This is a genomic window from Streptococcus sp. oral taxon 431, from assembly GCF_001553685.1.
Classification (GTDB): domain Bacteria; phylum Bacillota; class Bacilli; order Lactobacillales; family Streptococcaceae; genus Streptococcus.
This window is the reverse complement of sequence record NZ_CP014264.1, coordinates 1,113,046-1,136,219: the sequence shown is the minus strand read 5'-3', so window position 1 is coordinate 1,136,219 and position 23,174 is coordinate 1,113,046. Positions and strand designations below refer to the sequence as shown.

Here is a 23,174-nt window from a genome sequence, read left to right as displayed (position 1 = left end):
TTCTTTTTAAAGTTTAACGACTTCTACTTGGTCTTTACCAAGAAAGATTAGATATTTTTCAACCTTTTCTATCTGATAAGAACGGGATAAGGCTTCTGCATAGAGAGATAATTGACCTCTATAACGTTCAATCAGTTGACTTGGATATTCATAATGATCTGTCTTGTAGTCAAAGAGAGCAATCTTATCATCGTAGAGGAGATAACCATCTAAGATTCCACGGACAACAAAGTTTTCTTGGCTCTTCTCGTCTCTTTTTAACATTGAGAAAGGTTGTTCTCGATAGAGTTTATCTTGATTTGCAAGAATCTCTTGACCGAGAGCTGTATCAAAGAAGGATAAAATTTTTCCTAGATTGATTTTGGATTTGACATCCGAGCTTACTTGAACTTGCTCCAAGGCCTCTGTTAAAGTCTCTAAAGTGGGTTTCTTAGCTAGATTAATTCTCTGCATGAGTTCATGGGTAGCACTACCAATCTCAGCACCAGTAACTTTCTTAGTTTTAGAGAAATCAGGAAACTTGAATTGAACCGTACTTTCTTTTAGTTGACTTTGACCAGCTACTACTACACCTTCCATATCCATAACTGGTTCATAAAACTTCTTAATCTGACTTGGGGTTTGTACACTTGAAAGATTGATTGCTGCACGGTGGATATCATTATACACTTCCACTTCTTTTAGCATTTCCAACGCATCTTTGATGGTTTCTGACTGGCGATTATCTGCTTGGGATTGGTCTTGGAGCTGGCTTTTATTTTCCAATTCTCCGATAGCTTCTTTGGTTAGGCCTTCTTCACCTTCAAAGCGCACAGTGAAATGCAAATCCTCCTTAGAAAATGCTTGATAAATGGCCCAAATCCAATCTTGGAAATTAGTAGCGTCTAGTCTAGTTTCTCGAGTCAAAAGACCTTGCCCATTTGTCGGATATTCTTTAGATTCTAACTTTTCACGAGAACCTTTTCCAACTAAATATAATTTTTTCTCAGCACGTGTCATGGCTACATAAAGTAAACGCATGAGTTCAGAATAACTTGCTAACTGAAGTTCTTCTTCGTTTTGCGTATAGGTCAAGCTAGGGATAGATAATTTAATCGTAGATGGAACGTATTCCTCTTTGGCATTTGTAGCAACTCTAGCAACATACTTGAGACCAAGGCCATTTCTTCGACTTAGGATGACCTCAGACATAGAATCTTGCTTGTTGAATTGCTGATCAATGTTAAGGATAAAGACATAAGGAAACTCAAGGCCCTTACTTTTATGAATACTCATGAGTTCTACAGCATCCTTAGGTGGTGCCACAGCGACATTAGCAAGATCATGTTGGGCTTCCAAGACCTGATCTATCATTCGAATAAAGCGAGATAATCCCTTGAAATTACTCTTTTCAAACTGATCAGCTCGTAAAGCTAAGGCATAGAGGTTAGCCTGTCTGGCCTGTCCATTTGGTAAAGCACCGACATAGTCATAGTAAAAGCGGTCGCTATAGATTTTCCAAATGAGATCATAAAGTGAGTGCGTTTTAGAATACAAACGCCAAGCCTGGACGGTTTCCATGAAAAAGTCTAACTTTTTGTGTAATTCAGTCTTAATTAAATCCTTTTGGAGGCTAGTTTGTGCTTGAGCATTGACTAGTTTCTCGTAAAAGTTTTCTTGGACCTTATCCTCGGATTTTTGGAGAGCAAGACGAGCTAATTCATCCTCATTAAAGCTAAACATTGGAGACTTCATTAAAGCCACTAAAGCGAAATCTTGAAGAGGGTTGTGAATGACACGAAGAGTATCCAACATAACCTGCACTTCTAGGGATTGCAAATAGTTTGATTGGGCGCCGTCTGTCTTGACTGGAATACCATACTCAGACAAGGCAAGTAGAATCTGGTCATTGCGACTTCTGCTGGCAGTTAAGAGAGCCATGTCCTTGAAAGGTACACCCTTATCATTATGAAGGTGAATTATCTCCTTTAGCACCATGCGCATCTCACCAGTCAGTTTGTAAGTTGCAAGTTCCTCCTCATCATCAGAATCACTATCATCATCCTTATCATATAAGAGAACTTCTGCCTTGTTTTCAGAATTTGCTTGAATATCAGTATTCCCAAAAACAAGTTGATGCATACCATCGTATGAAATTTCCCCAACTTCCTCGTCCATAAGATGCTTAAAGACATCATTTGTAGCATCTAGAACCTCTGAACTACTACGGAAATTTTCCTTAAGCAGAATTAACTGACCTTCTTTGCCATCTTGAGCAAATCTATGAAATTTTTCGTTGAAGATTTGGGGATCTGCCTGTCTAAAACGATAAATAGACTGCTTAATATCTCCTACCATAAAACGATTATGACCGTTTGAGAGGAGTTCCAGCATTCTCTCCTGGATGTGGTTGGTATCCTGATATTCATCGACCATAACTTCGTGGAAGCGTTTCTGATATTCTTGTCTAACCTGAGGGAAGTTTTCCAAAATCTCAATGGTATAGTGGCTAATATCAGCAAATTCAAAGGCATTTTCTTCACGCTTCCGTTGTCGATAGGCATCAACAAAATCCCTCATGAAAACTTGAAAAGTCTTTGCTAAGTCCCAAGACTCTTGATGATATTTTTCCTGGAATTTCAATAAAGTAATTTGGTCATTTAGTGCAATTAGCTTTTCAAACTTGACTTTTCTCTCTTGGTTGTATGCTTCTTTCAGTTCTTGAAGTTCAGCCTTGCGACTGGCATTTGTAAGAGCTCGACCTCCCTTATCCTTAGAGATACCAACAACTCGGTCTAAAACTTCTAGATATTGCTCAAAAGTAGATTCATGGCTTAAAGAACCGATCGCGTCAAGGACTTGTTGGACAGATTCTAGGTAAGCTGCTTTGCCAAATTCCTTGGCATCATTTTCCAAATGGTAACGGAAAAAGTCTTCTAAATCCCAGAGTTTTTCTTTTATTTCCTCTGCAAGGGTTTCTTTAGCAACTGTAAAATCAGCCTCCTCAAAACCTTTTAAGAAGGAATCTTCTAGCCAAGCCTGAGGATTGCTGGTAGATTGCAAGAAATCATAAATCATATAGACCTGTTTACGCAATCCACGCGCATCTTTACTCCTACCAGCAAAGTTCTTAACCAACTGACTAAATTGTTCTTGTTCTTTGCCTTGGTAATGACTTTCAAAAACTTGACGAAAGACCTCATTTTTTAAGTGAAGTTGCTCACTTTCATTCTGAAGAATACGAAAATTTGGAGAGAGGTCAAGGAGATAACCGTGTTTGGTCAGAAATTTCTGGGTAAAAGAGTCCATGGTTCCAATCGCAGCATTGGGTAAATCAGCTAATTGTCTACCTAGATGTTTTTTTAGTTCCACATCTTGCGTTTCTTGGATCTGTTGGCTGATTTTCTTTTCCAAGCGTTCTTTTAACTCGGTTGCTGCCTTAACGGTAAAGGTAGAGATAAAGAGTTGGCGAATTTCTACACCACGCGCTAGTTGGTCAAGAATACGTTCAGCCATGACAAAGGTTTTCCCCGAACCAGCAGAAGCTGAGACTAGAATATTTTGACCAGAACTATAGATTGCTTGAATTTGCTCAGCAGTTTTCTTAGGTTTCTTGTTAGACTGAGCTTCTGCTATTTGTAACTCTTTAATCTCTTCTTGAGATAAAAATTTCATCGCTCCAACTCCTCTCTGATTTTATTAAACCATGCTTCCTTGTCATTGCTCTTAGCTACCTTATCTAACAATCTAGCCTGACCTAGATGATAATTAGCTTCAAAACCTGTAATAGCTTGATATTGTTGAACATAGGGGGCAATGCTTCTACCGTTTTCTGTATAAGGGTTGATCGCAAATTGACCAGATAAAATCTTCTCTGCCGCTTTTTTGTAGAGAAGGGCATTATAATCCAATAACAACTGGAATTCCTCATCTGACAACTGATAAGTCTTATTTTTATTGTAAAACTCTCCAAGGTTTTTTATCTCTTTTTCAAGAAAGAGGCCTTGGTATTTCATAGTCTTATTGGTTTCTGCTACTGCTTTAGAAAGAGTTTTTGCAGTTTGCAATGACTGAATTGGTTCAGCCATTTCTAGGTACATAGCACCAAAGAAGTCTCTATTCCCTTCTTGCTTGAGAGCAGCTAGATAGGTTGGTAATTGCGAGTTAAGACCATTATAAAACATAGGGAACTTGAACTGAGTCAAAGAAGACTTATAATCTACAACACCGATAGCATCAGAAGTTTTCAAACGGTCAATTCGGTCAACCTTCCCACGAATATAGACATTTCGACCATTATCTAGCTGAATAAAGGCTTGTTCCTTGCCACCGAAGACGGCTTCTTCCTGAATGGTTTCAATTTCAGAATTGTGACGAAGAATGTGCCCAGTAGCGCGTGCTACATCCAAAAGAACTTCCTGGGTGAATTTAGCTTCCAGGCTTTCTTGATAAATGGCTTGAAACTCACGTTCTTGACTAGTTTCAGAGATTGCTTGTTCTAAACGTCGATCAAAGGATTCATCACTCGGAAGTTTCAATGCACGTTCAAAAATACGGTGCAAGAAATTACCGTGACTTCTAGCGTCAGGTTTTAATCGCAATTCTTCTTGCAAGCCTAATACATAACGAAGGTAATAACTGTATTCATTACGGTAAAACTCCGTTAGTCCAGAAGTAGATAGATAGAAATCTTGATCTACAGGATACAAGGCTTTCAAAGTTTCAGAATCTAAAGTCTTGCTCTTTGGACTTGTTGGAAGGACGGGATTATCAAGACCTTGATCTTCTAATTTTCTCCCCATGACACGAGCTAGAACCTTAATAAAGGTTAAGTCTTGCTCACTTGTCTCCGACTCACCTTGCTGGTGATAAGCAACAAGACTAGACAGAAGACTGTGATAAGAACCGATATCTTCTGTTGATAGATTTTTTCTGTCGATTCTCTTTTCAATCTTGCTAAAACCAAAGTCCTGCAATTCTTTCAGATAAACTGACTCTTTACTCTCGTTTTCATTGAGTAAACTTGGTGCTGATAAGACCAATTCCTTCCTAGCAGAGTTGACCAAAGAAAGCATGGTATAGCGATTCTTCTTGAGGTTTTCTTGACTTGCAATCAGTAATTGAGAACCTTCTTGAGTTGCTTGGTTTAGCACTTCTCTTTCTTCATCGCTCAACAAACTGGTGTTTTGAGCAATTTTTGGCAAGTGATCTTGAGTTAAGCCAAGTGCATAGATGTAATCAGATGTCAAAGGTGCAATCAAATCATAACTTTGCACCAGGACAGTATCTACTGTTGCTGGGATTGTACGATAATTGGACAAGCTCATACCTGAATGAAGAAGAGCCAAGAAATCATCCAAAGTGACCTGAGAACCTTCAAATACCGTAGCAAATTGCTCCATTACGTGGCAAAATGCTTTCCAGACCTCCTCTTGTCTTTCTTGCTCTGCTACTTCCATCGTTGCAGATAAGGTTTGTAACTGCTTGGTCAAATGAGCATCTTTCAAAAAGTTGTTCCATTTTGAAAGAAGATTCTCAGCTTTTTGCTTACGACTGGTTAATAACGTTTCTAATGGATCTAGAACACGAACACGAAGCTTATTTAATTTTTCTAAATCAAATTTCCCATGATGATTTTTTGTGAATTCTTGTTTAAAACTAGAAAGACCATCAATACCTAGATAACGAAGATATTGTTCAAATCTATCAATTTCCTCTTGGTTAAGGTCAGTATACAAGCCAGTGCGTAAGAGATTAATCAAATCTTCTTGACGGAAATTGTATCGTTTGAGACGTCCCACTGATTCTACAAATTGCGTTAAAGGATGATGAGCCATGGACTCACTCCTGCCCAGATAAAATGGAATCTGATACTGATTAAAGATTGTCTGCAAAGACAGTTTATAAGACTCTACATCACCTAGCAGGATACGAAAATTCTTATAACTAAGTTCTGAATCTTGGTGCAATTTCTGTCGAATACTACGAGCAACTAACTCCAGCTCTTCTTTTTGGGTTAGACAAGACCAAATTTGCAAATCTTCTCTATCATTTTCATCCACTTCTAAGCTACTTTCAGAATAATCATAAGCACTTTCCAGTAATCTTGAAGATTTAGCAAAGACATCAAGTTTCTCATGGTCTTGACAAGCATTTTCTGCCTTGGTCTGGTATTTAAAGGCTAAATGATGCAAAAACTCAACACTGGCTTGATAGAGATTTCCTTCAGTAAATGGACTTGTATAAGCTTTTTTAGTCGCATACACACCAATGACAATCTCAACACCCTTACGGTGTAGCAGATTCACAAGGTGTTCCTCTTCTGAAGAGAAACGAGTAAAACCATCAATAACTAGGGCAATCTGACTAAAATCACTGCTTACCTTGTTTTCTTCGATAGCATTGATCAGATATGATAATTGACTCCCTTGTGAAACTTGACCTTGATTCAGATAAGCTGCTACCTTTTCAAAAATCAAGAGTAAATCAGAGCGTTTATCAGCGTCAGCTAGACTTTCCAAGTCCAAAAAACTCATCTTAGCAGTTGTCATTTCGTGATAAATCTCAATTAGTTGCTGGATGAATTGCGGATCTTGCTTAATAGCCCCGTAAACACGGAAATCCTTAGCATCTATCTCTGATAGACACTTATAAAAAGCCATACCCAGACCAATATCATCGAGACTTGACTTCGCGGGTATATCGTTTAAAACCAGATAACGAGCCATTTGAGCAAAGCGCGTGACTGTGATCGCAAAAGAAGCCTGCTGACTCAAGCACTCCAGCACGGCACGTTCCTTTTCAAAAGAAAGAGAGTTAGGAGCTATGTAAAAGACTCGTTTGCCTTGGGCAACCAGTCCTTGAGCCTCCTTGGTCAGGATTTCTGTCAAAGAAGTCCGAGTATCGGTATAAAGTAGTTTCATCTCTGCCTCATTTGATTTTTTCATTACCTTTCATTATACCATTTTTTGACTGCTAATCCTATAAATAGAGAGTTCTTAAACTACTGATAAAAAGTAAAATACCGGAAATTTCCGGCATTGATTGATAAGCACTAGCTTCCTGAAAATAGATTTACCCATAATTCCCAAAATGCAGCAATGTTAATCATGAGATGGAGCAAAATAGGATAATAGAGAGAGTGAGTTTTTCGGTAGAGGAATGCTACAATCGCTCCTCCACTTGCATAGGTGAAAAAGGCAAGTGGTGTTATACCATCAGCAACATGCACATAGCCAAATACACAGGCTGATAGTAAAACATCTCCATACCAAGGTGAATCTTTCAAAAATGTATTCATGAGAACTCCTCGATAAACCAATTCTTCTGTAATTGGTCCTAGCAGACAAGTAATAAGCAATAAATATAGTAACTCTTGTCGCCCTGTCATATCAATCAATTCATTTAAAGCGATTTGATTGGACGTTGCTGGGGTTAAAAAGGACAATGCAATATCTAAAAGATAATTGACACCATAAGCAAGGAGCAAATAAACTGGATAACTCCATTTCCACTTCAACTCAAGAATTCTTCTACCTTCGAATACTAGTAAATAAAGAATAGCTAGAAGACTTACACTAAGCTCTAAAAAAGCAAGAATCTGAAAAAATTCTCGACTGGCAGTCACAAACCTAGCTGAAAAGTGATTAAAAATCCACCAAAACCATGTCTTTCTATAAATAATTACTAACAAGGCTAGTAAAATCTGTACTGCTCTTTTTTTCATGAGAAGTCCTCTGCTTTTTTATCCATTATCAGTATATTGCAAGTTTAGTATAGCATATATTTGCCAAAAAGCCTCTTCAAATCATGAATTGTAATTGAAACGTCCTAAATTGACATAGTAATCCTTATTTCCACTAAATTATGCTATAATATAGACAAAACACGTGAAAAGGAACTACTATGATTAAACTACTTGCCCTTGATATGGACGGAACTCTACTCAACGAAGCCAAAGAAATTCCTCAGGCTCATATTGCTGCCATTCATAAGGCTATAGACAAAGGCGTCAAACTGGTTCTCTGTACTGGTCGTCCTCTCTTTGGGGTTCTTCCCTACTACAAGAAACTAGGACTAGATTTGCAGAATGAATACGTTATTGTCAACAATGGTTGTTCTACCCACCAAACTAGTGATTGGGGCCTTGTTGACTGGAGAGAACTTAGCAAATCAGACATTGAATACCTGAATGAACTTGCAGAAAAAAGTGAGGTTCAATTGACTCTCTTTGACGAGGAACACTACTTCGTTCTCGGAGGCGAACCAAATCCTATCGTAAAATACGATGCGACACTCGTCTTTTCTGACCTGACTGAAATTTCACTAGAGGAAGCTACCAGTGGTAAATATCGCATGTTCCAGGGTATGTTCTTAGGTACAAAAGAACAAACAGATGATTTTGAACAACGATTTGCTGATGAACTTTGTCAGAGATTTAGCGGAGTTCGTTCACAACCAGTTATCTATGAAGCAATGCCACTCGGTACAACTAAGGCTTCTGCACTTTCTCGTTTGGCTGAGATTTTGGATATCCAACCTTCTGAAATCATGGCAATGGGTGATGCCAATAACGACATTGAGATGCTAGAGTTTGCTGGTCTTGGGATTGCCATGGGAAATGCTAGCGACTATGTCAAATCTCTCGCGGATGCCGTAACTGTCAGCAATGAAGAAGACGGTGTTGCACGCGCTATTGAGAAATATATTTTGTAGAAAATAAGCCCAGTCAACTAGTATTTCTAGCCAATTGGGCTTTTTATTTTTTAGAAACTTAAAAACTTTAGAAACACTTTAGAAATGCTTGACGATTCTTTGATATCTATGCTTTATACTAGAATTATAAAAATAAAACATCTTATACTCTTCGAAAATCAAATTCAAACCACGTCAGCTTCGCCTTGCCGTACTCAAGTACAGCCTGCGGCTCGCTTTCTAGTTTGCTCTTTGATTTTCATTGAGTATTAAAGGTTAAAGGAGAAAACTATGAAAACAGTCCTCGAAATCCATGGCTTGTCCAAACAATTTGGTAAACAACCCATTCTACAAGATCTTAATCTCTCAGTGAAAGAAGGAGATATCTATGGGCTTATCGGAAAGAATGGTGCTGGTAAAACTACTCTGATTAAAATCATTACCCAATTATTATCTGCTGACCATGGAACTATTTCCCTCTTTTCCAGTCAAAGTTATAAGGAATGCACAAAAGCCCTATCCCGAGTAGGTTCAGTCATTGAGTCCCCAGTAGCTCACAATCATTTAACGGCCTATCAAAATCTTAAATACTATTGTACTATTCGACATATCCCAAATGCTGATCAAGTCATTCAGGAAACATTAAAGTATGTAGGGTTAACAGATACAGGTAGAAAAGTTTTTCGAGATTTCTCTCTTGGGATGAAACAACGTCTAGGCATTGCTATCGCTCTCCTATCAAAACCAGACTTTCTCATCCTTGATGAACCCATCAATGGTCTTGACCCAATCGGTATCAAAGAGTTTCGTCAAATGATTCAACGTCTGCATCAAGAGAAAGGAATGACCATTCTCATCTCTAGTCATATCTTGTCAGAACTTTATCTTGTTGCCAATCGCTTTGGAATTCTGGACCAAGGGAAAATCATTCGAGAAATCAGTAAGGCCGAATTTGAGACACTTAATGAAGACTATATTGTTCTAAAAACAAGTGACAAAGAAAAAGCTAGTCAAATCTTAAAAGACAAAGTGCATCTTGAATTTAAAGTTGTTAATTCAGACAATGAGATTCATATTTTTAGTCATGAACAAGATATCAAACGCATTCTCAAAGAACTTACTCTAGCAGATGTTGCCGTGGATGAGATTTACTATGCTCGTCAAAATCTTGAAGAATACTTCACACAATTAGTAAAATAGGAGGAACACCATGATACACACAATTCAAGCAGACTTTTACCGTCTTTTCCGTTCCAAAGGCTTTTGGATTACAGAGATTGTTCTCTTTGCACTCATGTTGATGGGAGCCACTATTGGGGCGACAGGACATCTAATGTCAGTTGAAACAACACCTCCAGAAACTGAACTTCCAAGTAAGGGCTGGGATGGTATTCAAGCCCTGATTAACGCATCGAGTCAAGGTTCAAACCTCGTTTTTCTCTGCATTATCCTTGCTTGCTTAGTTCTAGGAGTTGATCTTATCGGAAAACTCTATAAAAATAGTTTGACAGTGGGTGTTTCTCGTACAGAATTCTTCTTTGCCAAATCTGTTGTATTAGCCAGTATCGCTCTAATGCAAATTTTTGTTAGCCTAGTTATTGCTTTTGTACCAGCAACTATCCTAAACGGGGTTGGTACGATGCCAGAAGGATTTATTGGCAATCTACTTCTAACAATTTCTCTGCAATTTCTCTGCCTTCTAGCTTGGCTATCTATTGTTTCCTTCATTCTATATGTGACTCATTCTTATTTGGCTGTTTTCATAGGCTATTTAATCAGTTCTATCTTGCTTTCAACACCAATGCTTATCTTTCCAGATATCGAGATTTTACGCTATTTGTCCTTGAATTTTGCCTATGCCATGACTGCCTATAGTCAAGCTGTTCTATACACCATTATCGTTACAGTGACTGTTATTCTATTCTTTACCATAAGTGGACTTGCTGTTTTCAAAAAGAAAAGCTTATAAAAATGACCTCCTCTATTCAAAAAGAGGAGGTTGCTTGTTTTAAAAGAGTATCTTAACTGTAAACCAAGCACCATCAGTACTTAGTTGTAGTTCTGCACCAAGGAGATGGGATAGTTCTTCAGTAATATAAAGGCCTAAACCAGAGGATTCTTCTGTATCTGAAAGGTTTTCAGAGTAAAATCGTTGACTGAGATTTTCAATTTTACGAATCGGTTGTTTAACCAGATTAGCAATTTCCAAACAGATATGATTGTCCACTTCCTTCAAAGAAAATCTCGCTTCATCCTTACCATGTTTTAAAACATTGCCAATGAGATTTTGTAACATACGGTCTAATAACTCCGAATCTGTCAGTAAATACAAACCAGGTTCTACTTGCAAATCAAGGTCAATCTTTGCCGTTTGAAAAGAATCATAATAGGTTAGCAATTTTTGCGTCATAAATGTCGAGACTTCTAACTCAGATAAGTCAGGTTTAACTGCTCCTTCCATTAACCGACGATAGTCCAAAAGAGCCTCTAGACGTTTTGAAACTTGATTGAGATGATGGGAAATTTTTTTCAAACTCTCAGACTCAGGATTTTCTGTTTTAAGTAATTGCTGAGTATAACCCGACGCAATCGTTAAAGGCGTCCGAATATCATGTGCAATATTACTAATAGCCATGTCCAAAGTCTGTTTTTCACGCTTCATAATCAACCGTGACTGCTCAACTTCTTGAAAGAGATGATTGATTTGCTGGTAAAGATGTAAAAAATCCTTGGAGAAAGTTGACACTCCGATTCTCTTCATACTTCCAGTCAGAATCTTATCTTCAATCTGTTGGCTCAAGTTAACGAGTGCTAGATGATAGCGAATCAACCCTATCGTCAATAGGATAATAACCAGCAGTAGCAAAGAAAGTAAAATATAGATCATTGCTCATCTCCTTTTAACCGAACACCAACTCCCCAGATAGTTTCAATATACTCTTGCTCTGGATCTAGTTGGCCTAATTTTTTACGGAGATTGCTTAAATGAGTGTTGAGAGTATTGTCGCCTGGTAAATAAGTATCCTCCCAGACTAATTCATACAGTTCTTCTTTCGTGAAAATTTTCTTAGGATGTCCCAACAAGGTTTGTAGAATCAAACATTCTTTCTTAGCTAGGCGAATAGTTTCCTGGCAATTTTTGATTTCAAAACTATCTGCATCAAATTGAATATTTTTTAACTGTTGAATCAACTTGTCTGGATGTTCGATTTCAGCTGCTTGCTTGTCACTTTTTTGACGTAACTGTACCGTAACCCTGGCAAAAATTTCATCCAAATCAAAGGGCTTTACAATATAATCATTAGCACCATCTAAGAGATATTGGCTGATGAGCTTTTTATCGCTTAGGGCAGTTAGCATGATGACAGGAACTGAACTATCTTGTCTAATGGCTTTTAGAACCTGATCGCCATTTTTTCCTGGAAGCATAATATCTAGCAAGATTAGATCAATGTCACCTTGTTCAAATCGAATCATTCCTTCAGTACCAGAAAAGGCCTGAATCACCTCATGCTCCTCAGAAAGAAGAGTTCTCAAAATTTCTTGAATCTCATTATTATCTTCAACGATAAGTATTCTAGCCATAAACACCAACCTTTCTGATAGTATTATATCATGTTTTTTTAGGAATTTCGGATAAAGAAAAACTCTCCTTCATGCTTAAATACGAAGAAGAGTTCAATAGCTATATTAAATTAAAGCTGTCAAAGCGGTGATAAGTCCAAAAACGATACCAGGTGCATTGGCTGCTGCCAAAGGGATATCTCGTTCTTTTTTAAAGAGACCGTAGTAAACCCAAAGACTGCAGTTAAGTGCAGCTACTGCTGGTTGGATAAAATTCCCTTTTTGACCCGCAAGGTTGTTCATAATTTGAGGAATATAAGAGACATACATCATTACAGACATAAAGGTTGCAATCCAACCTAAAGTTTTCATTTGTTTTTCAGTCATTTTTTTCTCCTTTCAAAAACATTTTCCATTATACACTTTTTTTAAAAATAGTGAAGTTTAAAAAGCTGTTTGTTAAAAACTTGTAAATTATCACAAGATTGTGATAAGAGTATTCGTAAAAATGGCGGTGGGACAGAAATCGATAGACAAAGTCTCGATTTCGTAGTCCCAGCCCCGCGAGGATGATTAGGAGCTTTTTGGAGTCTAAAAGACCAACAAAAAGTTCAATCAGCTACCGCGTCAAAGTTTCATTGCTAATAAAAAGTGAGGTCGGAATCTTTTGTCCCAACCTCAATCAGATTCATTTAGAAAACTTACTTCTTCTCAATCGGTGCTACACTGGCTAGGAGTTTCTTGAGGCCAACTTCTGGGAAATTGATTTTCAATTCCTGAGTAGATCCACTTCCTGAAACTTCTAGAACAGTTCCTTCGCCCCACTTCTTATGAAGGGCAATATCACCAATAGACCAGCTGGTTTCACTTAAAGTTGATTTTGATCCAGTAGCAAACTGTCCAAAAGGTAGTCCTTTTGATTCAATTGATCTTGGTGCTGCGTTGCGTTTGCGATCTTGTAGAGCTTGAGCTAGGCTCATGCCTTGACCAAAGGCGACACCACCACTGCTATAAGATGCTTTGAAGCTACTATTAGCTGGACGCGCCAAACCTTGATAAGTTAACAAATCTGAACTAATCTCATTGATAAAGCGTGTTGGGCGATTATAGTTCGTTCGACCAAACAGCAAGCGTGAGTTAGCATTAGTCAGATAGAGAATTTTCTCTGCGCGCGTGATACCGACATAGGCTAGACGGCGTTCCTCTTCCAATTCATCCATGTCTTCTGCTGCACGACTAAGTGGAAAGACATTTTCTTCCATCCCAATCAAGAATACAACTGGAAACTCCAGTCCCTTGGCAGCATGGAGTGTCATCAAGGTTACTTCTGATGTTTCCTGACTGCCAGAGTCTGTATCTGCAATCAAGGCCAAGTCATTGAGGAATCGACTGAGTTTATCCAGTCCCGTTTCCTCTTCTTGATTATCTGGATTATCATCGAAATTCTTGGTAACAGAAAGGAACTCCTCGATATTTTCAACCCGAGCCTTGCTTTCCAAAGTCGCCTGGGCATTGAGAATATCCACGTAGCCTGTCTTTTCCAAGACTGCTTCTACTAACTCAGTAATGCTTAATTGGTCTAGTTGCTCCCGTAAATCAAGAATCATATTGGCAAAATCCCAGATCGACTGGGCTGCCTTACCTTTAATTCCTGATAACATGATATTAGCTGAAGCATCTAGCATAGACAGGTTTTGTACGTTGGCAAAGTCACGAATTTTCTCTACTGTTCCAGGGCCAATGCCACGTTTAGGTTCATTGATGATACGCTCAAAACTGATATTGTCACTCAAATTGGCAATGAGATTCAGATAAGCGATGATATCACGGATTTCCTTACGGCTATAGAATTTTGTTCCACCGACCATGGTATAGGGAATATTGGACTTGAGCAAAGCTTCTTCAATAGTACGAGATTGGGCATTGGTACGGTAAAGAACTGCAAAGTCTTTGTGAAGGAAGTTTTGACTACGACCAAGTTCATCGATGGTTTTGGCTACAAAAACAGCCTCGTCTTGTTCATCATTAGCACGATAATAGACAATTTGTTCTCCATCCGCATTTTGAGTCCATAGATTCTTAGGACGGCGATTTTTATTGTTTTTGATAACGTCATTAGCAGCTTGGAGGATGGTTTTGGTTGAGCGGTAATTTTCCTCCAACAAAACAACCTTGGCTTGAGGATAATCCTTCTCAAAGTCCAAGATATTCTGCATATCAGCACCACGCCAACCATAGATAGACTGGTCTGCATCCCCAACTACACAGATATTTTGAAAGCGTGAAGCCAGGAGTTTAACTAATTGATACTGGGCATGGTTGGTATCTTGATACTCATCAACGTGGATATACTGGAACTTCTGCTGGTAGTAGGTCAAAACATCAGGATTTTGGTCAAAGAGACGCAAGGTCAACATGATTAAGTCATCAAAGTCCACCGACTCTGACTGACGAAGTTCTTTCTGATAGGCCGTATAACACTTAGCTACAATTTGCGTGTACATATCACCTGCCTGGGCAGCATAAGCCACATCTTCAATCAAATCATTCTTAGCATTGGAGATAGTTCCCAAAATGGTACGTTCATTCCATTTTTTAGGATCCAAGTTCAACTGCTTGAGAATACGTTTCATGAGCGTCCGCTGCTCCCCTGGATCCACAATCGTGAAATTGCGATTGTAGCCAATGTGGTCCGCATCACGACGTAGGATACGCACGCACATAGAGTGGAAGGTCGCAATCAAACAGTCCTGAGTAGCTGGGTTGAGCCCATAAGCGCGCTCCTTCATTTCACGTGCCGCCTTATTGGTAAAAGTAATGGCCAAGATATTCCATGGGTTTACCATCTTTTCATCAATTAAGTAAGCAATACGGTGGGTTAAAACACGAGTCTTACCAGATCCAGCACCCGCCATGATCAGCAAAGGACCTTCAGTCGTTTGAACAGCCTCAGCTTGACGGTCATTCATTCCCTTTAATAATTCGTTCATTTTCTCTTCCTTATTCTTCAAGTCAATGTTTCTATTATATCAAAAAAGTTTGAAAATAACTTTTCTCAGAAGCCTTCTGATTATTTTAGTTGGCAAGACAAGAAGAGGCTGGGACAAAAGTCCTAGCCTCTCAATTCTCTTTTGATTGTCGAGCAAGACGCAGTGGTTGAGTGGGCTCTACTACGCTGATTTCATCAGCTTTTACAGCCCTACTCAACTGTGCGGAGGTGGGACGACGAAATCGAATTCTAACGAATTACCGATTTCTGTCCCACTCTCAGTAATTATTCTATTAATCCTTTATAGACTGCAAAAGCGTCATTAGGGCTTGGGCAGAACGACGTCCTGCTTCTACGATAAATTCATCAAAGGAAACGGATGCTTCATGGTTGGCATTGTCACTCATGGCACGAACGACTAAGAAAGGTAGGTTCAAAGCGTGAGCTGCTTGAGCAATAGCTGCCCCTTCCATCTCTACAGCAAGAACTTGAGGGAAGTGCTCTTTTATCGCTTTGATTTTATCTTCTCCAGCAACAAAACTGTCTCCTGTCGCAATCAAACCTAAATGCCAAGTTTGTTCCAGTTTAGACAAACTCTCTTGAATCAAACTGATAAACTTTTTGTCTGATTCAAAATAGAGAGGCTGTTGAGCCATTTGACCGTAATCATAGCCAAAGGCAGTCACATCAACATCGTGATAGGCAAGCTTGTCTGCAATCACTACATCGCCTACTGCAATCCCATTTGCCACTGCACCAGCAGATCCAGTATTAATAACTGCATCAACCTGAAAGTGATCCGCTAGGATAGCGACACTCATAGCAGACATGACTTTCCCGATTCCACTCTCTACAAGTACAAGCTCGACAGAACCAATCTTACCAGTATGATAGCTATTTCCCAGAACCTTTTCTTCGCTGGCATCGTCCAAGTGTTGAATCAAGTAAACTAGCTCTTCTGGCATAGCTGCTATAATTCCAATTTTCATGATAGACCCCTTAAATAAATCTCATTGCTAGAATCAACAAAATCAAGAGAAAAATAACTGCAAAAAGAATTTTATTCAATTTAGAATTAAAGACATTTCTCTTAGTATTTTCAATCCGACGACTTTTGTGAATAGAAGGTTCAACTTCGATGGTCAGTGTATCTTGGCTAAAACCATGATCTCTGGTTCGCGAATAGCCAAAATTTTGAGAAGAAGTCGGTAAAATCTTAGTTTCCTCATCATCAAGCAAGGGAGGACCAGATATGTCCTCTCCTCGATTGGCACGTTCAATCATTTCATCTGTTAATAAAGGTTTACCCATGGGTTCCTCCACTATTTTTTTGTAATTCCCAGTACTGGATAGCCATGATGGTCTTGGCATCACAAATATCTCCTGACTGGATCAGTGCTTTAGCTTGGTCTAGACTGACTTCAAGCAACTCCAAAGTCTCATCTTCATCCTGAGGACGAGGATTTTCAACTTTTGTCAAATCACTTGCCAAGTAAAGTTTTAAGCGCTCGTTACAAAATCCAATCGCTGAGTAAAAATCATAGACAAGGCTTAATTTGCCAGTATAGGCTGCCTCTTCCTCTAATTCACGAAGGGCTGCTGCTTCTGGATCTGCATTCTCCCCGATTTCAAGTTTACCTGCAGGAATTTCATAAGAGATTTTTTCAATCGCCTTGCGATATTGTTTAACAAGGACAATCTTATTTTCTGGAGTGACTGCAAGGACACAAACTGCTCCATTGTGGAAAATCAAATCACGTTGCGCTCTACCTTTGCCAGAAGGTAGTTCAACCTGGTCTTGAACCAATTGGAAGATCGGTCCTTTATAGATTTCTTTACGACTTATAGTCTTTTCTTCGAATTCCATCGTTAGCTCCTATTTATTGTTAGGATGATGAGGGAGGCGAGTTGCATATTCATCCTTATTGACTTGACGACCTCGTCCAATAGCAATGGCATCAGCTGGGACATCCTTAGTAATGGTTGAACCTGCTCCAACAAGAGAGTTATCTCCAAGTTCTACTGGAGCAATAATGGTTGAATTTGATCCAACGAAAACATTGTTTCCAATGGTTGTTTTAAATTTGTGTTGACCATCGTAATTTACAGTGATCGTTCCTGCACCGAAGTTGACATCACTACCAACCTCACAGTTACCAATATAAGTTAAATGACCAGCTTTTGTATTTTCACCGATGCTAGATCCTTTGACTTCAACAAAGTTCCCGATATGCACATCTTTTGCAAGACTTGAGCCTGGACGGATATGAGCATATGGTCCAACTGTAACACCATCAGCAACCGTGCTTTCTTCAATCATCGAGTTTGTAATCACTGCCCCTGAACCGATACTACTATCAACGATATAAGTTCCGTTGGTCAAAACAGTTCCTGCACCAATCTTACTAGAACCTTTGAGGGTTACATTTGCTTCGATTTGAACTTCTGGAGCGATTTCAACATCAATGTCAATGTAAGTAGCTTCAGGATTCACAAAACTAACCCCATTGACCATGTGCGCTTGGTTAATACGGCGACGCATAATGCCTTCAGCTGTCGCAAGGGCAACACGGTCATTAACTCCGAGACTTTCATCAAAGTCTTTTAGAGTATAAGCACCAACTTTTTCCCCTGCTTCACGGAAAATACCAATCACATCTGTGATGTAGTATTCGCCTTGAGCGTTATTGGTATTGATATTCTTAAGTGCTTCAAAGAGACGAGCATTATCAAAGACATAGGTTCCTGTATTGATCTCCTTGATTTGTTTTTCAAAATCAGTCGCATCCTTCTGCTCCACGATACGAAGCACTTCAGCATTCTCGTTACGAACAATACGTCCATAACCAAACGGATCTTCAGCTTCTGCCGTAAGGATTGTAGCTACATTCTTGTGATTTATGTGGAAATCAATCAAATTTTTAAGACTTTCTCCAGTGATTAATGGTGTATCACCAGCGATGACCAATGTTTGACCAGAAAGACCTTCAAGAATTGGCTCAGCCATCATGACTGCATGACCTGTACCTATTTGTTCAGACTGTCTCACAAAATCAGTTTGACCAGCTAAAACTTGTTCAACTAGCTCTGCCTTATGACCAACAACCGTTACTGTTTTTTCAGGTTTGATAGCACCCACGCTATGAAAAACATGCTCCAGCATAGAAATTCCTGCAACCTTGTGCATGACTTTTGGTAGATCTGATTTCATACGAGTACCTTTACCCGCTGCTAAAATAACTGCATAATTTGCCATATTTTTCTCTTTTCTATAGAAATTCCCTTATATTATATCATAAATTTGTTCATTCAAACACAAAAGAGGGCAAATGCTTTAAAACATCGCATTCTCTACATGATTTCGAGTATTTTTTTTTGATTTTTTTCACCATTTACGATACACTATAAAAGTATGAGAAAGAAAATAAATCCTGTTTTTATTTTTACTGTATTAGCGACTATCTTGGGTATTTTAATCATTAACAGACCCAAGTTTGAAGACCATCCAGTCAAAACAAAGCAAAATCCAGTTCAAGTAGAAACTCAAGCTTTACATAATATCAACAAGCCGATTATTGATGTTTCTGGCTGGCAAAGACCATCTGAGATTAATTATGACACCTTAACTCAAAATATTTCAGGTGCGATTGTTCGGGTTCATAGTGGAGCTCAAGTTTCTATTGAAAACGATTCTTCATTCAAAAATGGAGTCGATAAGGCTTATAAAGAACATATCACTGAATTCCAAAAACGAAATGTTCCAGTTGCTGTTTACGCCTATGTAGCTGGAAAAAATGTCGAAGAAATGGAAAAAGCTGCTGAAGCCTTCTATAACGCCGCTTCTCCTTACAATCCTAGCTACTATTGGCTTGATGTTGAAGAAAAGACTATGTCTGACATGAATCAGGGCGTTGAGGCCTTTCGTGCCAAATTAGCTTCATTGGGAGCAAAAAATATTGGTATCTATGTTGGTGTTTACTTTATGGAGGAACATAGTATCAGCATTGATAATTACTCGGCTATCTGGATACCTTCCTATGGAACCAACTCAGGTCACTATGAGAGTGCTCCAAAAACAGATCTTAGCTACGACCTTCACCAATACACTTCCCATGGAAATCTTGGTGGATTTGAACATCACCTCGATTTGAACCTCATTTCTTCATCAAAGAACAAGGAAGAAACCTTTAGAAAATTATTTTTAAATCCTTAATCACTATCACAATAAGCAAGTCAGACATTGCTTTCTGCTTGCTTTTCTTTATTTTTCAGTATTAAATCACTGTTTTATCTATATAGAATATAAATCTCGGAGGCCCTCTATGTTATCATGGCTATCAAAAATTATTAAGGGAATTGTAATCGCCCTAGGTTTCATTCTACCAGGGATTTCTGGTGGCGTTCTTGCCGCTATCTTAGGAATTTATGAGAGAATGATTCGTTTTCTTGCCCATCCTTTTAAGAATTTAAAAGAAGATTTGCTCTTTTTCCTTCCTGTCGGTATTGGGATGTTACTGGGCATCGGACTTTTCTCTTATCCAATTGAGTATCTTTTAGAAAATTATCAAGTTTATGTATTGTGGAGTTTTGCTGGAGCTATCATTGGTACCATCCCAAGTCTTGTCAAAGAATCAACTCGTGATTCTGACAGAGATAAGGTTGACCACATATGGTTTTGGGCAACCTTCATCATCTCAGGTCTTGCCCTCTACGCCTTGAATTTTGTAGTTGGTTCTCTATCTGCAAGCTTCCTTAACTTTACACTGGCTGGTTGTTTGTTGGCGCTTGGAATTTTGGTTCCAGGGCTTAGTCCTTCCAATCTTCTCTTGATTCTTGGGCTTTATGGCCCTATGTTAACAGGGTTCAAGACTTTTGATTTGTTAGGAACCTTCTTACCAATTGGGATTGGGCTTCTTATCACTCTGATTATCTTTTCAAAATTCATGGACTACGCTCTTCGCCTATATCACTCACGTGTGTATCATTTTATCATTGGAATTGTACTATCAAGTACACTTTTGATCCTTATTCCAAACGCTGGCAATGCTGAAAGTATCAGTTACAGTGGTTTGTCTCTAGTTTCATATGTACTGATTGCTTTCTTCTTTGCACTAGGGATTTGGTTGGGAATCTGGATGAGTCAATTGGAGGATAAGTATAAATAATGGCAAAAAAAGTAAAAGTCAAGAAAACCTTGGTCCAACAAATTTTAACCAAGGCAGGAATAAACCATACAGGTATTCAAATTAATGCCCTGGAAGGTGAGATGCCTCAAGGTTATGAAAAGAGTCAGATTTTTAAGACTCTAGCACTGCTGGGAGATAAGACTGGACCCATTATCGGTATCCTTCCTATCACTGAACATCTTTCTGAAAAGAAACTAGCTAAGATTTCTGGTAATAAGAAAGTCAGCATGATTCCACAAAAAGACCTAGAAAAAACAACAGGCTATATCCACGGTGCCAATAATCCAGTTGGGATTCGTCAAAAACATAACTTTCCTATCTTTATCGATCAAACTGCTATTAAACTGGAGGAAATGATTGTTTCCGCAGGGGAAGTAGGTCATAGTATCATTATCAACCCTCAAGATCTAGCAACCTTTGTTAAAGCTGAATTTGCAGATATCTTGGAGGTAAGTAACACATGAAATTCTATTTTATTCGTCACGGTAAAACACTTTGGAATCTTGAGGGACGTTTTCAAGGAGCAAGTGGTGACTCTCCACTCCTTGAGGAATCCATTGAGACCTTAAAAAAATTGGGGCAGTATCTCCAAGAAACTCCATTTGATGTGATTTATTCTAGTGATCTTCCTCGGGCTAAAACTTCTGCTCAAATTATCCAAAGTCAACTGAAAGTCAGTTGTCCTTTAGTAGAAATAGCCTCTCTAAGAGAGTGGCAACTCGGGAAACTTGAAGGAGCAAAATTTGCAACCTTGGAAGCCATCTATCCCGAGCAATTAAAAGCTTTTCGTACCAATCTTGCTAAGTTTGATTCGACTTTGTTTGGTGCAGAGTCTGTCTATCAAACAACTCAGCGTACCACTCAATTTGTCAAATCATTAGAGTCCAAACCTTTTGAACATGTCATGATTGTTGGTCACGGAGCCAATCTTACAGCCAGTATTCGAACTCTTCTAGGATATGATACTCCGCTACTTAGAAAAGATGGGGGTCTAGCAAATGCTAGTGTTACTATTCTGGAAACCCAAGACTTTACAAACTTCAACCTCATAGTCTGGAACGACACTTCTTACCAAGATAATAACTGAACTTAGCAATCACTGTTAAGTTCTTTTTAGATTTTGTAGAATATCCGTGAATTTATTTGACTTTTATGATAAAATGGGAGTACCGCAAAAAAGACTCATCGTATCAAGAATTGAGTAAAAACTAGGAGGAAAAAATGTCAACAGAACATATGGAAGAACTAAATGACCAGCAGATCGTTCGCCGTGAAAAAATGGCTGCGCTCCGCGAACAAGGAATCGATCCATTCGGTAAACGATTTGAACGCACTGCTAACTCACAAGAATTAAAAGATAAATATGCTGATCTCGATAAGGAACAACTACATGAATTGAACGAAACTGCTACTATTGCAGGTCGTCTTGTTACCAAACGTGGTAAAGGTAAGGTTGGATTTGCCCACCTTCAAGACCGCGAAGGTCAAATCCAAATCTACGTTCGTAAAGATGCTGTCGGTGAAGAAAACTACGAAATCTTTAAAAAGGCTGACTTAGGAGACTTCCTTGGTGTCGAAGGTGAAGTGATGCGTACAGATATGGGAGAACTCTCTATCAAGGCTACACATATTACTCACTTGTCCAAAGCCCTTCGTCCGCTTCCAGAGAAATTCCACGGTTTAACAGACGTTGAAACTATTTACCGTAAACGTTACCTTGATTTGATTTCAAACCGTGAAAGCTTTGAACGCTTTGTTACCCGCTCAAAAATTATCTCTGAAATCCGTCGTTATCTTGATCAAAAAGGCTTCCTTGAAGTGGAAACACCTGTTCTTCACAATGAAGCTGGTGGAGCATCTGCGCGTCCATTTATCACTCACCATAATGCTCAAAATATTGATATGGTACTTCGGATAGCTCTAGAACTTCATCTCAAACGTCTAATTGTCGGTGGTATGGAAAGTGTCTATGAGATTGGCCGTATCTTCCGTAACGAAGGAATGGATGCAACTCATAATCCTGAATTTACTATGATTGAGGTTTACCAAGCTTATGCAGACTTCCAAGACATTATGGACTTAACTGAAGGCATTATCCAACACGCTGCTAAAGCTGTTAAAGGCGATGGCCCAGTCAACTACCAAGGTACTGAAATCAAGATCAACGAACCATTCAAACGTGTTCACATGGTTGATGCTATCAAGGAAATTACAGGTGTCGATTTCTGGCAAGACATGACTTTCGAAGAAGCAAAAGCTATTGCTGCTGAGAAGAACGTTCCAGTTGAGAAACACTATACTGAAGTTGGGCACATTATCAATGCTTTCTTTGAAGAATATGTAGAAGAAACGTTGATCCAACCAACCTTTGTCTATGGACATCCAGTAGCTGTATCTCCACTTGCTAAGAAGAATCCTGAAGACGAGCGCTTTACCGACCGTTTTGAACTCTTCATCATGACTAAAGAATACGGAAATGCCTATTCTGAGTTGAATGATCCAATCGACCAACTTAGCCGTTTCAAAGCTCAAGCTAAAGCCAAAGAACTTGGTGACGATGAAGCAACAGGCATTGACTACGATTACATCGAAGCACTTGAATATGGTATGCCTCCAACAGGTGGTTTGGGAATCGGTATCGACCGTCTCTGCATGCTCCTCACTGATACTACTACTATCCGTGATGTATTGCTCTTCCCAACTATGAAATAAAATACAAATCTCCTAGTCACATTCTAGGAGATTTTTTAGTATTAATATAA

At 38.9% G+C, this 23,174-nt stretch carries 19 protein-coding genes; 8 read left to right on the top strand and 11 right to left on the bottom strand.

Translation table 11 applies throughout. The features are described from left to right. Positions 1–6: 6 nt before the first annotated feature. From addA to AXE83_RS05280, 3 genes are all read right to left on the bottom strand, one after another. Positions 7–3,654, bottom strand: coding sequence for a helicase-exonuclease AddAB subunit AddA (gene addA / locus AXE83_RS05290; protein WP_060955691.1), 3,648 nt, complete (start codon positions 3,652–3,654; stop codon positions 7–9). Then, the gene (rexB, locus tag AXE83_RS05285) at positions 3,651–6,902 is read right to left on the bottom strand and encodes an ATP-dependent nuclease subunit B (protein WP_060956374.1); all 3,252 of its coding nucleotides are present in this window, start codon (positions 6,900–6,902) and stop codon (positions 3,651–3,653) included. Before rexB ends, addA begins: the two co-directional genes overlap by 4 nt. Before the next feature lie 131 nt (positions 6,903–7,033). Next, a complete protein-coding gene (locus AXE83_RS05280) occupies positions 7,034–7,705 on the bottom strand; it encodes a CPBP family intramembrane glutamic endopeptidase (RefSeq protein WP_060955690.1) in 672 nt (223 codons plus the stop codon). Between the two features lie 179 nt (positions 7,706–7,884). Between AXE83_RS05280 and AXE83_RS05275 the strand changes: the two genes are divergently transcribed. The 3 genes from AXE83_RS05275 (at position 7,885) to AXE83_RS05265 (ending at position 10,642) form a co-directional block, all read left to right on the top strand. After that, positions 7,885–8,694: a Cof-type HAD-IIB family hydrolase gene (locus AXE83_RS05275; protein ID WP_060955689.1), complete on the top strand. Its 810-nt coding sequence runs from the start codon at positions 7,885–7,887 to the stop codon at positions 8,692–8,694. 270 nt (positions 8,695–8,964) lie between these two features. Further along, positions 8,965–9,873 (top strand): ATP-binding cassette domain-containing protein, encoded by a 909-nt coding sequence (locus tag AXE83_RS05270; protein ID WP_060955688.1) that lies wholly within the window; start codon positions 8,965–8,967, stop codon positions 9,871–9,873. A 10-nt stretch (positions 9,874–9,883) separates the two neighbouring features. After that, a complete protein-coding gene (locus AXE83_RS05265; protein WP_060955687.1) occupies positions 9,884–10,642 on the top strand; it encodes an ABC transporter permease in 759 nt (252 codons plus the stop codon). 39 nt (positions 10,643–10,681) lie between these two features. On the opposite strand, the gene AXE83_RS05260 is transcribed toward AXE83_RS05265, so the two are convergent. From AXE83_RS05260 to glmU, 8 genes are all read right to left on the bottom strand, one after another. Then, entirely contained in the window at positions 10,682–11,560 is an 879-nt protein-coding gene (locus AXE83_RS05260) for a sensor histidine kinase (protein ID WP_060955686.1), read from the bottom strand. Further along, a complete protein-coding gene (locus AXE83_RS05255; protein WP_060955685.1) occupies positions 11,557–12,258 on the bottom strand; it encodes a response regulator transcription factor in 702 nt (233 codons plus the stop codon). The genes AXE83_RS05260 and AXE83_RS05255 overlap by 4 nt, the downstream gene beginning before the upstream one ends. Positions 12,259–12,363: 105 nt before the next feature. Further along, positions 12,364–12,624: a SemiSWEET family transporter gene (locus AXE83_RS05250; protein WP_045763891.1), complete on the bottom strand. Its 261-nt coding sequence runs from the start codon at positions 12,622–12,624 to the stop codon at positions 12,364–12,366. 314 nt (positions 12,625–12,938) lie between these two features. After that, the gene (pcrA, locus tag AXE83_RS05245; RefSeq protein WP_060955684.1) at positions 12,939–15,227 is read right to left on the bottom strand and encodes a DNA helicase PcrA; all 2,289 of its coding nucleotides are present in this window, start codon (positions 15,225–15,227) and stop codon (positions 12,939–12,941) included. Positions 15,228–15,519: 292 nt separating this feature from the next. Beyond that, positions 15,520–16,215 (bottom strand): 5'-methylthioadenosine/adenosylhomocysteine nucleosidase, encoded by a 696-nt coding sequence (locus AXE83_RS05240; protein WP_049529649.1) that lies wholly within the window; start codon positions 16,213–16,215, stop codon positions 15,520–15,522. 10 nt (positions 16,216–16,225) lie between these two features. Continuing rightward, complete coding sequence (gene macP / locus AXE83_RS05235) at positions 16,226–16,537, bottom strand: cell wall synthase accessory phosphoprotein MacP (RefSeq protein WP_060955683.1); 312 nt, start codon at positions 16,535–16,537, stop codon at positions 16,226–16,228. Beyond that, a complete protein-coding gene (locus tag AXE83_RS05230; RefSeq protein WP_060955682.1) occupies positions 16,530–17,093 on the bottom strand; it encodes an NUDIX hydrolase in 564 nt (187 codons plus the stop codon). Before AXE83_RS05230 ends, macP begins: the two co-directional genes overlap by 8 nt. A gap of 9 nt (positions 17,094–17,102) precedes the next feature. Next, positions 17,103–18,482 (bottom strand): bifunctional UDP-N-acetylglucosamine diphosphorylase/glucosamine-1-phosphate N-acetyltransferase GlmU, encoded by a 1,380-nt coding sequence (gene glmU, locus AXE83_RS05225; RefSeq protein WP_060955681.1) that lies wholly within the window; start codon positions 18,480–18,482, stop codon positions 17,103–17,105. A gap of 156 nt (positions 18,483–18,638) precedes the next feature. Here glmU and AXE83_RS05220 point away from each other — a divergent pair, with 156 nt between their 5' ends. The 5 genes from AXE83_RS05220 (at position 18,639) to lysS (ending at position 23,124) form a co-directional block, all read left to right on the top strand. Next, entirely contained in the window at positions 18,639–19,439 is an 801-nt protein-coding gene (locus tag AXE83_RS05220) for a glycoside hydrolase family 25 protein (protein ID WP_060955680.1), read from the top strand. 109 nt (positions 19,440–19,548) lie between these two features. Then, positions 19,549–20,391, top strand: coding sequence for a DUF368 domain-containing protein (locus AXE83_RS05215; protein ID WP_049526116.1), 843 nt, complete (start codon positions 19,549–19,551; stop codon positions 20,389–20,391). Further along, complete coding sequence (locus AXE83_RS05210) at positions 20,391–20,876, top strand: aminoacyl-tRNA deacylase (RefSeq protein WP_060955679.1); 486 nt, start codon at positions 20,391–20,393, stop codon at positions 20,874–20,876. The genes AXE83_RS05215 and AXE83_RS05210 overlap by 1 nt, the downstream gene beginning before the upstream one ends. Next, entirely contained in the window at positions 20,873–21,499 is a 627-nt protein-coding gene (locus AXE83_RS05205; protein WP_060955678.1) for a histidine phosphatase family protein, read from the top strand. Before AXE83_RS05210 ends, AXE83_RS05205 begins: the two co-directional genes overlap by 4 nt. Positions 21,500–21,633: 134 nt before the next feature. After that, positions 21,634–23,124 (top strand): lysine--tRNA ligase, encoded by a 1,491-nt coding sequence (gene lysS / locus AXE83_RS05200; protein WP_060955677.1) that lies wholly within the window; start codon positions 21,634–21,636, stop codon positions 23,122–23,124. Positions 23,125–23,174: the final 50 nt, after the last annotated feature.